Source organism: Staphylococcus sp. B1(2026), from assembly GCF_058895785.1.
Genome location: NZ_JBZXTS010000004.1, coordinates 1 through 15,436, shown reverse-complemented (window position 1 = coordinate 15,436; position 15,436 = coordinate 1). Strand labels below are relative to the sequence as shown.

At 30.2% G+C, this 15,436-nt stretch carries 16 protein-coding genes; 3 read left to right on the top strand and 13 right to left on the bottom strand.

Going from position 1 to position 15,436, the window contains the following annotated elements:
* Positions 1-106 precede the first annotated feature (106 nt).
* From AC5EAH_RS01445 to AC5EAH_RS01425, 5 genes are all read right to left on the bottom strand, one after another.
* Positions 107-283 (bottom strand): hypothetical protein, encoded by a 177-nt coding sequence (locus AC5EAH_RS01445; RefSeq protein ID WP_493492968.1) that lies wholly within the window; start codon positions 281-283, stop codon positions 107-109.
* A complete protein-coding gene (locus AC5EAH_RS01440; RefSeq protein ID WP_493492967.1) occupies positions 280-672 on the bottom strand; it encodes a hypothetical protein in 393 nt (130 codons plus the stop codon). Before AC5EAH_RS01440 ends, AC5EAH_RS01445 begins: the two co-directional genes overlap by 4 nt.
* Positions 673-879 carry a hypothetical protein gene (locus tag AC5EAH_RS01435; protein WP_493492966.1) on the bottom strand — a complete coding sequence of 69 codons (207 nt, stop codon included), beginning with the start codon at positions 877-879 and terminating at the stop codon, positions 673-675. It lies immediately after the preceding gene.
* A gap of 5 nt (positions 880-884) precedes the next feature.
* On the bottom strand, positions 885-1,586 hold the full coding sequence (locus AC5EAH_RS01430) for a hypothetical protein (protein WP_493492965.1): 702 nt from the start codon (positions 1,584-1,586) through the stop codon (positions 885-887).
* Between the two features lie 179 nt (positions 1,587-1,765).
* The gene (locus tag AC5EAH_RS01425; protein ID WP_493492964.1) at positions 1,766-1,978 is read right to left on the bottom strand and encodes a helix-turn-helix domain-containing protein; all 213 of its coding nucleotides are present in this window, start codon (positions 1,976-1,978) and stop codon (positions 1,766-1,768) included.
* Positions 1,979-2,150: 172 nt separating this feature from the next.
* Between AC5EAH_RS01425 and AC5EAH_RS01420 the strand changes: the two genes are divergently transcribed.
* From AC5EAH_RS01420 to AC5EAH_RS01410, 3 genes are all read left to right on the top strand, one after another.
* Complete coding sequence (locus tag AC5EAH_RS01420; RefSeq protein ID WP_493492963.1) at positions 2,151-2,753, top strand: helix-turn-helix domain-containing protein; 603 nt, start codon at positions 2,151-2,153, stop codon at positions 2,751-2,753.
* Positions 2,754-3,380: 627 nt separating this feature from the next.
* Entirely contained in the window at positions 3,381-4,559 is a 1,179-nt protein-coding gene (locus tag AC5EAH_RS01415; RefSeq protein WP_493492962.1) for a tyrosine-type recombinase/integrase, read from the top strand.
* Positions 4,560-4,692: 133 nt separating this feature from the next.
* Positions 4,693-5,466 carry a chorismate mutase gene (locus AC5EAH_RS01410; protein ID WP_493492961.1) on the top strand — a complete coding sequence of 258 codons (774 nt, stop codon included), beginning with the start codon at positions 4,693-4,695 and terminating at the stop codon, positions 5,464-5,466.
* 27 nt (positions 5,467-5,493) lie between these two features.
* Here AC5EAH_RS01410 and AC5EAH_RS01405 read toward each other — a convergent pair whose 3' ends face one another.
* The 8 genes from AC5EAH_RS01405 to hisS form a co-directional block, all read right to left on the bottom strand.
* On the bottom strand, positions 5,494-6,915 hold the full coding sequence (locus AC5EAH_RS01405) for an aldehyde dehydrogenase family protein (RefSeq protein WP_493492960.1): 1,422 nt from the start codon (positions 6,913-6,915) through the stop codon (positions 5,494-5,496).
* A 229-nt stretch (positions 6,916-7,144) separates the two neighbouring features.
* Positions 7,145-8,356, bottom strand: coding sequence for an NAD(P)/FAD-dependent oxidoreductase (locus tag AC5EAH_RS01400; protein WP_493492959.1), 1,212 nt, complete (start codon positions 8,354-8,356; stop codon positions 7,145-7,147).
* 137 nt (positions 8,357-8,493) lie between these two features.
* Positions 8,494-9,576: a branched-chain amino acid aminotransferase gene (locus tag AC5EAH_RS01395; protein ID WP_493492958.1), complete on the bottom strand. Its 1,083-nt coding sequence runs from the start codon at positions 9,574-9,576 to the stop codon at positions 8,494-8,496.
* Positions 9,577-9,655: 79 nt separating this feature from the next.
* The gene (locus AC5EAH_RS01390) at positions 9,656-9,919 is read right to left on the bottom strand and encodes a UPF0223 family protein (protein WP_493492957.1); all 264 of its coding nucleotides are present in this window, start codon (positions 9,917-9,919) and stop codon (positions 9,656-9,658) included.
* 1 nt (position 9,920) lies between these two features.
* Entirely contained in the window at positions 9,921-11,297 is a 1,377-nt protein-coding gene (locus AC5EAH_RS01385; protein ID WP_493492956.1) for a sensor histidine kinase, read from the bottom strand.
* Between the two features lies 1 nt (position 11,298).
* Positions 11,299-11,979 (bottom strand): response regulator transcription factor, encoded by a 681-nt coding sequence (locus tag AC5EAH_RS01380; protein WP_493492955.1) that lies wholly within the window; start codon positions 11,977-11,979, stop codon positions 11,299-11,301.
* Between the two features lie 60 nt (positions 11,980-12,039).
* Positions 12,040-13,815 (bottom strand): aspartate--tRNA ligase, encoded by a 1,776-nt coding sequence (gene aspS / locus AC5EAH_RS01375; RefSeq protein ID WP_493492954.1) that lies wholly within the window; start codon positions 13,813-13,815, stop codon positions 12,040-12,042.
* A 1-nt stretch (position 13,816) separates the two neighbouring features.
* Positions 13,817-15,091, bottom strand: coding sequence for a histidine--tRNA ligase (gene hisS, locus AC5EAH_RS01370; RefSeq protein ID WP_493492953.1), 1,275 nt, complete (start codon positions 15,089-15,091; stop codon positions 13,817-13,819).
* Between the last annotated feature and the right edge of the window lie 345 nt (positions 15,092-15,436).

Below are 15,436 nucleotides of genomic sequence, written 5' to 3'. Positions count from 1 at the left end.
TGTATTTAACGACCAGAATTTTTTGGGCGTTGATTTCTTTTTAATAGTTGAACGAAATATTTCGGTGAGTAATTTAATGGGCTGAATTTTTAGCTCGTTAATTTCTTTAATCATATTTAGTTAATTCTGTAAATGACTTGTTAACTAGCTTAATCGTACCAATCGACACGATTGCAAATGATACGATAAATAATAAATTACCTGGTATCGTGATAGCTTGACTATTGCCATAAGCAACATATAGAAAACTTGCGACAAATGATAATATTTTAATTAGTTTCATGCTGTTAGCTCCTTTTTGTGTTCATCTATTAGATTATGTAATTTATCCATGATTAAGTTGAGTACAGCAAAGTGGGTGCCATGTTCATGAATTAGGTTTATTCGTGCTTCTTCGTCTGTTTCTGGGCAACAATTCAACCAGGTATGAACTAAGTATAAGACTTCTGTTATCTCTTCTATATCTGTCTGCAAGTTTTCATATCTATGCAATATACAAATTGCTGTATCGTTAGCTTCGTATCCACGATTAAAAGCTAATGTATACAATCTCTTAACCGCTTCTTTTTTGTCCTGGTGCATATCAAACAAGTCATATAGCATTGATAATTCTGTATCGTCTAACTTGTGATTGTCTTTTAATTCTGCGTGTAATTCTTCGTTTAAACTCATTTATTTGCCCTCCATGATATTATTTAATGTCTGCATCGCTATATAAGTTAAGTCGCTTATTTGACCAACGTCCTCACTCTCATAGATTGCTTTTAGTAATGAGTTCAAGCAATTCAGTTCCATAATTTTGTTATCTAGTACACTACTGCATTGTTGTAGTTCTGCTTTTGTAATATCTCCATTTATCTTCATACTTAATTCGTACATGTGTTTTATTCTCCTAGTAATTTATCTAAATTCTTAATGTTATTTACTACTTCTGTTCGCTCTCTATCATCTAAATTAATTAAATGCTTAATAATTGCTTTAGTTGTGATTTCTAGCGTCTGTGGTTGTTTCGGTGGCTCTGTGCGTTGTTGTAATTGCTGTTCTAAATTTTCCAAGTATTTAATGACTGCACGTCTGACTTGCTTGCTCTCACGTACCAGCACTTGCTTAGCTTGGGATATGGTTAGGTTGAACATAGGCTGTTCTTTGTTTTGAGAGTTGATATATGAGGACGGCGAGATTTTTCGCTCTCCTATTTCTTCATCAAACTCATCACGTATAATATTTAGCAAATCTTTATGTCTAAGGTCTGGCTTACCTGTTAACTGTCTAAAGTGGTTAATCTGTTCTAATAGTTCTAAGCTCGTCATGTTATCAGATAATACTGTCATCACTTGTTGACGTGGTTTCTTGATAACTTCTTTATTGTTTGTATCGTATCTTTTCATTTTGAAATTGTACGCTTTAAATAGTCGTTTAATTTTCGCTTTATTTAGCTCGCTAGGTACATGTTTACCACTTAGCCAATCGAACAATGTAGGCGATGCTATTTCTAACATGTCCGCTAATTCTTTAACTGTTATACTGTTTTCTTCTCTAAATCGTTTCAATGCGTTCGGGTAGTTGTTTCTTGTTGCTGTTTTCATATAAATTTCTCCTTTTTACTTTCTAAAATGTGTGATATAATAAAATAAATTGTTTTTACTAAATATATCCGTTACTCCTTTTCATTTACTTTCTGATGTGTGATAGCTTTTGATTGTATTATGTGAGTAACTGCATTGAGTTTATACTTTTGCTTGGCGGTGAGAGTTTAAACTCTTTTTTATTTTGTTGAAAAAGTGCAAAAATCTTCAATACTGCAATTCAGTGCAGTGGCTAGCTTTTTAGCTGTTTTAGGCGTTAGCTTAGTTTTATTATTAATTAACTGATTAATCAGTACATAACTAACATTTGCATCTTGCGACAACGTTGTTTGATTGTGACCAGATTTAGCCATTAAATTTTTAAAATCATTAACGTTTAACTTTATGTTCATTTCGCTTTATACCTCCTACTTTTGTTTTTTATTTTAACTTTTTGTTCAGATATCTGAACTAAGTTGATTAAACTTTAACATTGTTTTTTGTACAAGTCAATATATTTTTTATAAAAATTATTTATTTTTTGTTCAGAGTATGCTATATTTTGTTTAAGGAGGATACAAAAAAATGTTAAGAAATAGATTAAATTATATACTTTTAGAACAAAGATTAAGAATAAGTAAAGTGGCAAATGATACTGGTATAAGTAGAACAACATTAACAGCTTTAGCTCAAAATCAAGGTAAAGGAATTCAATATGATACATTAGATGCTTTATGTCGTTATTTAAACATAACTCCAAGTGATTTTTTTGAATATATAAATGTAAAATACAATATACAACTAGAAAGTATTTTACGTATATCGGACTATAATTATGAACTGATTATCTTTATTAACTTTGAAAACGGAAAAAAAGAAAGTGTGGAATTGAAAATTCCGGTTAAAATTATCGTTGAAGATGACCCTAATTTTTTTAACCCTAATTATGTAAGTTTTAAATATAATAGTGATATTATTGTCGAATTTTTATCAGATGATGAATATGAAGTTTATAAACAGTGGTGTGATAAACTGCCTATTGATTTTATAAGAGATTTAAAAGAAAATATCACAGAAAAAATAAAAGAAATTATAAATAACAATAAAATACAACTAGGTGGAGAAACAGAGAAACCTATTCATATGAATATTGTTTTTTCAAATGATTTCGATTATAAAATTAAATAATTGAAACCAAATAGCCGACTAAAATATTCTATGGGGCAACTTGCTCACTTTTGAGCGTGTTGAAGATACCCCAAAAGTGTCTTAGCTTGACGACGAAATTTTTCGCTGTGAGGTTACCCCAATTTTGTCACACCCTTAGCTACTGCTCAATTTTGAGCCATAGCTATTGGACAAATAAGGACGATAGCTATTAGACAATTTAGACTAACAGTAATGTCCAAAAATGGACGTAACTAGCTCCTACTCATTTTTGAGTAATAGACAAAATTGTACGCAACTGATAACAGCAAAGATCATGCTGTATTAATAGCCGACTAAAAAATTCTGGGCGGGTCATATCTTGATAAACAGATAAGCTAAATATTTAGCCTATCCCATATACAGCTAATCGTTTGCTTAACAATTTTGTGAAGCAAAAACTTATAGACAAAAATGTCGAAAAGATGTTTCTAAGCCATGTTATTTTGAATAATTCTACTTTATCCCATTTTTGGGAATAGGATTGCAAAAATCTTTGCACACCCCACAAGCATTATAGTTTACTTTCTGATGTGTGATAGCAATAGAAAGAAATTTTAGAAGTCATGTTATTTTGAATGCTTCTAAACAGAAAGGAAGTTAATAACTATGTCAATGTGGATAGATAAAAATAAATCAAATGAATTAAAAACGGTCTATGTCATGGATTACATAGATCCATTAACGAACAAACGTAAGTACGCAAGTGCTACCGTCAAAGGCAAAGCAACAAAAAGGCAATATAATGACACTCTGTTATTGCTGCAAAAGAAAATAGCTAAGAAGTTAGATAAGCCGCTTCATCAAGAAAGTCGAACGTTTGAAAGCGTGGCGATTGAGTGGCTAGAAGAGTATCAGCATGAAGTTAAATATTCAACGTATCACAATACTAAAATGTTGATTAAGAGCATTTACAAGTTAATACCTAGCGATATCAAAGTAGATAGAATTAATGCGCCATTCATTCAGAAGCTACTTAACCATGAGTACCATAAGCGTAACGTGTCATATTCTCATGTGTCACGACTTAAGACAATCATCACGCATGTGTTGAAGTATGCTAAAAAGTACGGATACGCAACAGATATATCTTACTTGCAAGATATTAGTATCAAGAAGAAGCCTAAAACTCATGATGAGTTGCAAACTGTAAATAATAAATTTTTGAACAAGAATGAGTTAACTAGCGTATTAAAAGAAATCTACGCTAAGAACAAGCGTTACGGTATGCTGTGCGAGTTCATGGCTTTGACTGGTGTACGTATTGGGGAAGCGGTAGCGATTAGAACGCAAGACATTGATTTTCATAACTGCAGTGTTACTATCTCAGGAAGTATTTCACTTGTGAGTAAAAAAGGTAGTTACGAACGTACCACGCCAAAGAATACAGCTTCATACAGAACTATCAGCATAAATTATAAATGTATTGAGATACTTAAAACGTTGATGATAGAGAACAAAAAAGCGAGATTACTAAGTAGAAGTTACAAAGATAAAGATTACATCTTTACAACTAAAAATGGACATATTATAAGAAGTACTCAACTTAACCCATTTTTAACTAATATACAAAAAAAGATACAACTTGATAAACATTTAACAAGTCATATCTTTAGGCATACTCATATATCAATATTAACAGAATTAGGGTTGCCTCTCAAGTCAATCATGCAACGAGTTGGACACACAAACCCTAATACAACGCTTAAAATCTATACGCATGTGACTGATGAGATGACTAAAGAACTCAACAGCAAGTTGAATGATTTCAAGCTAGAAATTTCATAACTGCTATATTTTTGCTAGATTGCTAATATATAGTGAATTAACTTATCTAGTTAGTCCATGTGTCTCAAGGATTAAAACGAACAAACAGCACTTTTATGCTATAATACACTCTATAATTATTGGAGGATACAGTATGGAAAATTTAGATAATTTACGTCAAAAGATTAATCAGATAGATACACAATTAGATGATTTATTAAATCAACGCTTTGATATTAGTCATTCAATTGCTTTATATAAAAATAACTATCAAAAAAATATTTACGATCCTTATAGAGAACAATTATTATTACAACAATTACTAAAAAAACCAGATTTATCTTTTCCACTTGGACATATTTATTTAAAAAAACAACTCATGTTTGTTAGTAGATTATATCAGTATCAATTAACTAAACCATTAAAACCAATTAATTGTGAAGCAACATCACAATTTACTAATATCGGTTATACTAAGGAATATCAACATATTGTAGTCAATTTAAAAGCACACAAGACATATTTTAATAGTGAAGATACACTGATCAAAGCACTTATTAATAAAGAAATAACAACAGCCATTATGTCTATATCCTTAGATAATATTAATATGCTACGATTACTTTACCAGAATAATATTTATATTCATCAATTTAATGATATAACTTACTTAAGCAACAAATTATTAATATCTGAACAAACACACGCATTAGGTATGGTCGTAACATTGACTAGAGATGATTCACTATCTCAAATTATTAATTTATTTTATTTTTATAAAATAAATATTCAACAGTTATTTAAGTTAGATAAAAATAAACTTTTTATTAAATTTAAAGGTAATATGAAGCAAGAAAACATTCAACTATTGCTACATATTTTAAATAATGAATCTTATGAACCAACATTACAATTATCTCAACAATAAAAAAGGATGCTAAGCATCCTTTTTTATTTATTCGTAAATATGTGCCATTGCTTTTGCAAAGTCAGAAGTATTTTGACGACGTGCTAATATTTTAAAATTAATTAGATTTGCTGCGCTAACATTTTTAGAAAATGAATTGCGACCGAAACTACCACATCCAAGTGTCATAGATGGTACTAATGAGTTATATAAACCACCAATAGCTCCAAATGCTGCGGGTGCATTCCATACTAAACGACACGCGTCTACAATTTCACCAAATTTTTCAGCTACTGCTTCATCGTTAGTATGAATTGCTGCTGTATGTCCTAATCCATTTAACTCTACCATTTGACGAGCACTTTCAATACCTTCATCAGTACTGTGCGCTTTGATTACCGCTAATACTGGTGATAATTTTTCACGTGATAATGGTTCTTTAACCCCTACTTCTGAAATTTCTGCTGCTAATATCACCGTATCTTCTGGTACTGTAATACCAGCCATTTCCGCAATTTTAACTGCTGGACGTCCTACAACTGATGTATTTAATTTAGCACCAGAACAACTTTCAGAATTAGCATATACACCGAATAAAAATTCTTCTAATTTTTGTTTTTCTTCTTCATTGACAAAATAAACTTTCTTAGCTTTTAATAACTCAATTGCTTCATCATAAATTTTCTCATCCAAAATAGCTGCTTGTTCACTTGCACAAATTACACCATTATCAAATGTTTTACTAAATATAATATCTGTAATAGCTTGATTAAGATCAGCAGATTCATGTACATAGGCTGGTACATTACCAGGACCAACACCTAAAGCTGGTTTACCACAAGAATATGCTGCTTTAACCATTGCACTACCACCTGTTGCTAAAATAACAGCAACATCATCATGATGCATTAAAGCATTTGTCTTGTCTATTGAAGGAACTTCAATAAATTGAATACAGTTTTCAGGGGCCCCAGCTTCAACAGCAGCTTTATATAAAATACGTGCTGTTTCTTTAGAACATTCATTAGCTCCTGGATGGAAACTAAAAATAATTGGGTTGCGTGTTTTTAATGAAATTAAAATTTTGAAAATCGTTGTTGATGTTGGGTTTGTTGTTGGCACAACACCACAAATAATTCCCACCGGTTCTGCAAAAGTAATAGTGCCGACTTGATCATCACGCTCAACAATTCCTACTGTTTTTAATTCTTTAATACTATTTTCTACATATTCGGTAGCAAAAAAGTTTTTCGTTACTTTATCAGCAACAACACCGAAACCAGTTTCTTCAACAGCTAATTTCGCTAAAACTTCACGAGCTTCCATTGCAGCATCTGCTGCTGCTGAAACAATTTTATTTACTTTTTCTTGATTATCGATTAATTTAAACTGTTCTCTAGCAACTCGTGCCTTTTCAACTAACTCTTCAATTTCTTTTGTTACTACTTCTGTTTGAGATTCTCTTGTCATATTAAAACAGCTCCTTTTCTTTTTATGAATATAATATATCATAACGCTTACAATTTGTAAACCCTTTCAATGAATTTTTTATAAATTTTATCTATGTAAGCGACATTCATATTATAGATACATAAATTTTATTTATAGGTTTAAGATATTTTAATTAAAATAAAAAGCAGTAATTTTCATAATATCTTATCGATAATGAAAACTACTGCTTTTTGATTAATGATTTATTTTAGAAAAATTTATTTTTCTTAAGTGCTACTGAAAAACCAGCTAATTCTGCAAAAGATTTTGTTTCTACTGCTTTTTTAGCTAATGAAGCCATTGTACCATGCATTTTTTTGCCATTTGGAAATGCTGCAACAGCATCATGTTGACCTAAAGAACATAATGTCCCTTTATAATTATACTTAAACGGTACTGTTGATTGACCTTTAATATTATTACTAATATTTTTAGCTGCATGTACACCCATTTGTAAAGCAATTTGTGCTGTTGTTGGATAAGGGCGTTCTTCTCCTTCACCAATAAACGCTGCACAGTCACCTAACACATAAATTTCAGGATGATTTTTAATTGTTAAATCAGATTCTACAATAATACGTCCACGTACAACGCCTTCAAATGTTTCATCCATTAAAGGACAGCCACGAACACCAGCAGCCCAAATTAATGTACCAGCAACTAATTCTTTTGCTTCACCATTTTCTTCTACTTTAAAACTTGTAGGTGTTGTACCTACAATTTTAGTACCAATTTTGAATTCGATACCTTCTGCTTCTAATTTATCTACAACATATTTTACTGTTTCTTCATCAAACATTGGTAACATACGTGGTGCTGCTTCTACACAAATAACTTTAACTTCATTTTGTGAAACGCCATATTTTTTACATAAAACTGGAATACGTTCTGCTAATTCACCTAATAATTCTACACCCGTGAAACCTGCACCACCTACTAAAATAGTTAAATCTTCTGCTTTTTTCTCTGATGCTTCACTATATTTTTTAAATTGATTTTCAATGTGTTCAGCAATTTTTAAAGATGAATTTAAATCTTCTATTTGTAATGCATTTTGTTGCATACCTTCAATACCAAATGTTTCTGATACGAAACCTAAAGCCATAACTAAAATATCATAACTAAATTCACCTTTAGTTGTAGTAATTTTTTTAGACTCAATATCAATTCTTTCAACTTCTGCTTGTACAAAGTTAACTTTATTTGTGTTTAATACTGAAACAATATCAAAACTTATTTTCTCACCAGATACATTACCTGCTGATGTTTCGTGTAATAATGTTGTACCATAATGATATGAATTTTTATTAATTAATGTAATTTCAGCTTCATTAACTGATACATTTTTTTGCAATGTACGTACTGTTGATAAACCTGCGTACCCTGCACCTAAGACAACAATTTTTTTACGTGATCCCATTTCATTACTCCTTTTATTTAGTAAATTAACTTAAATTTTATTTCATCTTTAATCATAAGAGTTATATCATTTTTTTTCAAGTATTTAAGCATAATTTATTCTTTTTTTTATTACTTCTATATAAATTCATTAACTTACTAAACTTCACACACAACAATTGACCAATTATTTTTATCTTCTACTTTACCATATTGAATATTTGTTAAATCATTATATAACGTTTTAGTTGCTGGACCTGTTTGACCTTCATTAATAATATATTTATCTGTTTTTGTGCCTAATTCACCGATAGGTGATACAACAGCTGCTGTACCTGTACAAAACACTTCTTGTAATTCTCCAGATCTAGCATATTGATAAATTTCATCAATCGGAATTTTTCTTTCTTCTACTTCTTGTCCTTGTGAACGTAGCAATTCGATAACTGAACGTCTAGTAATACCTGGTAAAATAGAACCATTCAATTCAGGTGTAATAAACTTATCCTTAACTTTAAAGAAGATATTCATTGCACCACCTTCTTCAACATATTTTTGTTCAACACCATCCAACCATAAAGATTGTGCATAGCCTAATTGATTAGCTTTTTGTTGTCCTTTTAACGAAGCTGCATAATTTCCAGCTGTTTTAGCAAAACCAACACCACCTCTAACAGCACGCACATACTCATCTTCTACATAAATTTTAGTAGGTGTTAGACCATTAAAATAACTTCCAGAAGGTGACAAGATAACTGAATAAATCACTCGTGTTGCTGCATGAACGCCTAATGTATCCTCAGCAGCAAACATAAATGGACGAATATATAATGATGTACCTTCTGAATGTGGTACCCATGTTTTCTCAATTTCTAATAATTTATATAATGCTCCTAATGCAAAATCTTCATCTATTTTTGGTAATGCCATACGTTCAGCAGATTGATTAAGACGTTCAAAATTAAGTTGTGGTCTAAATAAACGAATTTGACCATTAACATAATAAGCTTTCATTCCCTCAAATATTGCTTGTCCATAGTGTAACACTGACATTGCTGGGTCAAAATTCATTGGTCCATACGGTTTAATCATTGGATTATGCCATCCTGATTCAGGTGTCCATTCCATCACAAACATATAATCTGTAAAATGTTGTCCAAATCCTAATTTTGTTTCATCTGGTTTCTCTTTTAATTGCTGACATTGCATAAACTTAATATCTGATACTGTCATTTTTTTCATAAAATACCTCTTTTTATTTAAAATTGAAATTATATCCACTATTATAACAATATCATTGAATAAAACACAAGTTATTTTCTTATTTTTTAGAATTTTTAGTTAATATATGAATGACTTTATAAACATCATAACCACTATCTGCTAAAAATTGTTTGTACATTTTTGTTCGATCAGCTTTACTCGGTACTAATTTAGAAAATATTTTATAATGTTCTAATACGCTATTTTCGGTCACTTGCTTCTGATAATATTTTTCAATTTGCTCAAAAAATTGAATTAATTGAATGATTTCATCTGTTGAATATAAACTATAATCTATTGGATAACTGTAATTATTTTTCATTTTAAACTCCTTTATTCTGCATTGGTATAATCACTGTAAAAATCATGCCTTTAGGTGTATTATGTTGTGCTTTAAAAGTACCTTGATGTGCTTCTACAATCCACAGTGCAATAGATAAACCTAATCCAGTCCCACCAGAAGCACGACTTCTAGCTTTATCTTCTCTAAAAAATCTTTCTGTTAATCTATGAATATTTTCTTCTGAAACACCTACACCAGTATCTGTTACTTCAATAATAATGTCATGATTATCAGACACATAAGTATTAATATTAATAGTATCCTTAGATTCTGTATATTTTAAAGCATTATCTAATAAAATAATGATTAATTGATGTATTCTAGCTTTATCTGCATTTATATTTAATGTTTGAGGTGCATTAATACTTAATAATTTTTCTTGTACTTGTGCTACTTCATTATAAACAGCACGAATCTCATTTAAAATAAGTATTAAATCAAAATATTCATATTGTAAATGGTTTTCACCGGATTCTGATTTAGATAAAGTCAATAAATCTGTCGTTAATTTTGTTAAACGTTTCGTTTCGTTTAATGTAATAGAAATATTTTCTGCGTGTTCTATAATCGGATCAAATGGTTTAGTTAATAATTGTTCTTGTTTACTTTGAATAATTGTTAACGGTGTCCTTAACTCGTGTGAAGCATTACCTATAAATTCCGATTGTTTTTTCCATCCTTCTAAAATAGGTTGCATCGCATTTTTTGCAATATGTCTACTAAATACAACTGCAATCAATACTAAGAATACCCCAAAAATAATCATCATTGTCGTATATGTAGATAATAATTTTGTTTCATTAGTAACATCTAAAATTAATTGTATATAATAGATCTTATTATTATCCGGTAGCGTCACTTTAAAAATTAATGTTCTGTATGTATTGCCATGATCATTTTTAAACTCAATAATTTTATTAAAGTGCAGTAAATTTAATGGAAATTCTCTTTTAATAATATGTATTTCTCTATCACTCAATAAACTTTCATTAACTAAAGTACCTGTTGTATTATAAACTGCTGAAATAATACGACTACCTGTATTTTGTTCTGAAAAATCAAATTGAGCTAAGGGTAATGATTTACTTGTAATTAATAATTGTTCATTCTCTGTCGTAACAGATTGTTCTAATTTTAATATTGTTTTAGGTAATAACAATCTCTCAACACCATCTGCTGTATTTGCAAGTATTGCTTGTTGTTCAGTTCTTAATAATCTATCAACTTGCACATACCAAATTAAATTCAAACATATTGTTAATAATACGATAAAAATTGTGAAGATAGATATCAATAATACTGCTGTTCTACGCATAAGTTCAGAAGATTGTTTTTTGATTAGTTGTTGTTCATTCAAATTATGACATACCTCCGTCAGTTAAAATATAACCTAGGCCTCTTACTGTTTTAAAATATTTATCATAGCCAAATGGTTTTAATTCTTTACGTAAACCACTCATATACACTTCTACTACACTTAATGTCGTATCTGAATCAAATCCCCAAATTCGATCAAATATTTGCTCTTTTGTTAGAATAACATTTTCATGAGATAAAAAATAACTCAACAATTCAAAATATTTACCTTGAATCTTCAATACATGACCTTCACATGTCACAACACGATTATTAATATGCAAAATAAGTTCTTTAAAATGTTGACTATCATCTAATGCAACTGCATTAGTCCTTCTTAAAATGGCTTCAATACGTGCTAGTAACTCATCTCTATTAAATGGTTTTACAATATAATCATCTGCACCACAATTCAAACCTTTTATACGGTTATCTACTGAATCTAAAGCAGTTAACATGCAAACTGGTGTATAGACACCTTTCTTACGTAATTTTTTTAACACTTCAAAACCATCTATTTCAGGTAACATCACATCTAATAAAATCAAATCATAAATACCTGTTTCAGCTAAATATAATGCTTCTTCACCATCATAAGCTTGTTTATAATCATATTGATGTTCAATTGTTTCAACAATAGATTGTGATAATTGTTTATCATCTTCAACAATTAATAATTTCATAATTTATTTCTCCTTTTACAATTGATATACAAAAAGATGGGCATCACCCATCTTTTGACTTTATTTTTTAACTAATGATGCAATGTTTAATTCTAATAATTGATCTAATGCAACTGCAGAAGGTGCTTGTGTTAATAAACAACTTGCAGAAGCTGTTTTAGGGAAAGCAATAACATCTCTTAAATTACTTACACCAGCTAATAACATCGCAAAACGATCTAAACCAAGTGCTGCACCGCCATGTGGTGGTACCCCATAATTAAATGCTTCTAATAAAAAGCCAAACTGTTCATGTGCACTTTCTTTACTAAAACCTAAAATTTCTAACATTTGTTCTTGTAATTGTTGATCGTGAATACGAATAGAACCACCACCTAATTCATAACCATTTAATACAATATCATAAGCTTGTGCATGTACTTTTTCAGGTGCAGTAGCTAATAACGGTATATCTGCTTCATTCGGCATTGTAAATGGATGGTGTGCTGAACTAAACTCACCTGAATTTTCGTCAAATTCAAATAATGGCCAATCAACTACCCATAAATAATTAAATTGATTCTCATCAATTAATCCTAATTGTGCACCTAATTTATTACGTAATGCACCTAATGCTGCGTAACAAACAGATAAACTATCTGCTACAAATAATAATAAATCACCAGATTGTGCATTTAAATGAGAGATTAATTGTTGATTTAAATCGCCTTCAAAAAACTTAGAAATAGGACCTGTTAAACCTTCATCTGTTACTTTCATCCAAGCTAAACCTTTAGCATCATAATTAGCAATAAATTGTTGTAGCGCATCAATGTCTTTTCTTGAGAAATTATCTGCTTGTCCTGGTACAACAATCGCTTTAACAGCACCACCTTGTTCAACTGCATTAGTAAAAACTTTAAAATCTATATTTGCTACTAATGAAGATACGTCTTGTAATTCTAAACCAAAACGTGTATCGGGTTTATCTGAACCAAATCTTTCCATAGCTTCATTATATGTTAATCTTGGGAAAGGTGCCTCAATTGTAATGCCTTTAACTTCTTTCATAACATGTTGAATCAAACCTTCAATCATACTAATAATTTCATCTTGACTCATAAATGTCATTTCCATATCTACTTGTGTAAAATCTGGTTGACGGTCTGCTCTTAAATCTTCATCTCTAAAACAGCGCGCTACTTGATAGTATCTATCAAAACCAGCAATCATTAATAATTGTTTAAATAATTGCGGTGATTGTGGTAAGGCATAAAATTCACCTGGATGTACTCGTGAAGGCACTAAATAATCACGTGCACCTTCTGGTGTAGATTTAGTTAAAATAGGTGTTTCAATGTCTGTAAACTCATTATTTTCTAAATAATCACGAATTGCTTTTGTTAATTTTGAACGCAAGTAAATTGTATCTGCTAATGGCTTACGACGTAAATCTAAATAACGATATTTTAAGCGTAATTCTTCACTTGAAGCATTCGCATCATCAAGTACAAAAGGTAATGTTTCTGCTTTTGATAAAATATCAATCTTAGTTACTTTTATCTCTACTTTACCTGAATAAATTTTATCATTAATTGTTTTATCATTTCTTAAAACCACTTCACCTGTGATAGAAACAACATACTCATTTCTTAATTCTTCTGCTATTGTATGTGCTGTTTCATTAATTTGGTTAGAAAATACACATTGCACTACACCTTTTTTATCACGTAAATCAATAAAAATTAAACTTCCTAGATCACGTCTTTTAGCGACCCATCCTTTTAATACTACTTGTTGCCCGACATATGTTTCATCTACTAATCCGGCATATGTTGTTCTTCCGTATGCTGACATATTATTTCTCCTTTAATTGTTGTTTTAAAAATTGTTCAATATTTGTAATTTCAATTTGCTGTTGTTCAAAATTAAGCATATTTTTTATTTGTACACTACCTTGTGATAATTCTTCATCACCTATGATAATTGTGTATTGTGCATTATAACGACTAGCAATTTTCATCTGTGCTTTCATTTTTTTATCAAAATAATCTTTTTCAGCTGAATAACCTGCAATGCGTAAATCATTTAATAATTTAACAGCATAATGATTGGCACGTTCGCCTAGTGTAACAATATAGACATCTAATGGTGCTACGATAGGTAATGCAATATTCTCATCTTCTAGTGCTAATAACAAGCGTTCTACACCTAAACCAAAGCCAATACCTGTTTGTTGTGGACCACCTAACATTTCAACTAAACCATTATAACGGCCTCCACCACATAATGTTTTCAATTCAACTTTTGGATTATCTAATACAATTTCAAAAGCTGTATGTGTATAATAATCTAAACCACGTACTAATTTCGAATCAATTTCGTAAGGAATTTCTAACATATCTAAATAATTAATAACTTGATCAAAATAAGCTTGACTCTCAGGTGATAAATAATCGTGTAAACTTGGTACTGTTTTCATTAATAGATGATTAGCATCTACTTTACAGTCTAAAATGCGCATTGGATTTTTCTCTAAACGTGCTTGACAATCACTACAAAATTCATGAATATGTGGTTTGAAATGCGCTTTTAAATCTTCATTATATTTTTGACGTTCACTCGCTTCACCTAATGTATTAACTAATACTTTAATATTATTTAAACCAAATGTTTTAAATGTTTGTACAGCTAAGGCAATCACTTCTGCATCTACTTGTGGATTTTGAACACCTATAACTTCGACACCAAATTGATTAAACTGACGATAACGCCCTTTTTGTTTACGTTCATATCTGAACATTGGCCCCATATAATATAATTTTTGTGGTTGTGTAACATCTGCGTAGAGTTTATGTTCAATATAAGAACGAATTGTACCAGCTGTCCCTTCTGGTCTTAATGTAATAGAACGTCCACCTTTATCTTGAAAAGTATACATTTCTTTTTGTACGATATCTGTAGTATCACCCACACCTCTAACAAATAATGCTGTTGATTCAAATATCGGTGTACGAATTTCTTGATAACGATATTGACGCAATAAATTATGTAATGTTGATTCTATATATTGCCATTTGTCACTTGAACTTGGTAAAATATCTTGCGTACCTCTTGGCATTGAAATTGTCATAATAAACCTCCTCTTAATATAAAAAGTCCCTTCAGATACTCTTAAAAATATCTGAAGGGACGATATCATCGTGTTGCCACCCAACTTCCACTAATATTAATATTAGTGCTCTAATACTTTAACGCAGTATAACGATTTTACTTTTTATCATAAAATAGAAATAAAAGTGTTCTTAAAATTAATACTAACTATTTTGCTTACAGCCTAGACAAAATTCTCTGATAAGTTAGATAAAATTAATTTTTGCTTTTATATATCTGTTAATATTATTTATCTTTCTATCTTAACTAATCTCTATGGACTTGTCAAGACGATATCAATTGAATTAATTGCGATGTAGCCTAT

What these genes read in the sequence shown, in the direction of transcription:
- AC5EAH_RS01445 (WP_493492968.1), bottom strand. Translation starts at nt 283, where the DNA reads ATGAAACTAATTAAAATATTATCATTTGTCGCAAGTTTTCTATATGTT.
- AC5EAH_RS01440 (WP_493492967.1), bottom strand. Translation starts at nt 672, where the DNA reads ATGAGTTTAAACGAAGAATTACACGCAGAATTAAAAGACAATCACAAG.
- AC5EAH_RS01435 (WP_493492966.1), bottom strand. Translation starts at nt 879, where the DNA reads ATGTACGAATTAAGTATGAAGATAAATGGAGATATTACAAAAGCAGAA.
- AC5EAH_RS01430 (WP_493492965.1), bottom strand. Translation starts at nt 1,586, where the DNA reads ATGAAAACAGCAACAAGAAACAACTACCCGAACGCATTGAAACGATTT.
- AC5EAH_RS01425 (WP_493492964.1), bottom strand. Translation starts at nt 1,978, where the DNA reads ATGAACATAAAGTTAAACGTTAATGATTTTAAAAATTTAATGGCTAAA.
- AC5EAH_RS01420 (WP_493492963.1), top strand. Translation starts at nt 2,151, where the DNA reads ATGTTAAGAAATAGATTAAATTATATACTTTTAGAACAAAGATTAAGA.
- AC5EAH_RS01415 (WP_493492962.1), top strand. Translation starts at nt 3,381, where the DNA reads ATGTCAATGTGGATAGATAAAAATAAATCAAATGAATTAAAAACGGTC.
- AC5EAH_RS01410 (WP_493492961.1), top strand. Translation starts at nt 4,693, where the DNA reads ATGGAAAATTTAGATAATTTACGTCAAAAGATTAATCAGATAGATACA.
- AC5EAH_RS01405 (WP_493492960.1), bottom strand. Translation starts at nt 6,915, where the DNA reads ATGACAAGAGAATCTCAAACAGAAGTAGTAACAAAAGAAATTGAAGAG.
- AC5EAH_RS01400 (WP_493492959.1), bottom strand. Translation starts at nt 8,356, where the DNA reads ATGGGATCACGTAAAAAAATTGTTGTCTTAGGTGCAGGGTACGCAGGT.
- AC5EAH_RS01395 (WP_493492958.1), bottom strand. Translation starts at nt 9,576, where the DNA reads ATGAAAAAAATGACAGTATCAGATATTAAGTTTATGCAATGTCAGCAA.
- AC5EAH_RS01390 (WP_493492957.1), bottom strand. Translation starts at nt 9,919, where the DNA reads ATGAAAAATAATTACAGTTATCCAATAGATTATAGTTTATATTCAACA.
- AC5EAH_RS01380 (WP_493492955.1), bottom strand. Translation starts at nt 11,979, where the DNA reads ATGAAATTATTAATTGTTGAAGATGATAAACAATTATCACAATCTATT.
- aspS (WP_493492954.1), bottom strand. Translation starts at nt 13,815, where the DNA reads ATGTCAGCATACGGAAGAACAACATATGCCGGATTAGTAGATGAAACA.
- hisS (WP_493492953.1), bottom strand. Translation starts at nt 15,091, where the DNA reads ATGACAATTTCAATGCCAAGAGGTACGCAAGATATTTTACCAAGTTCA.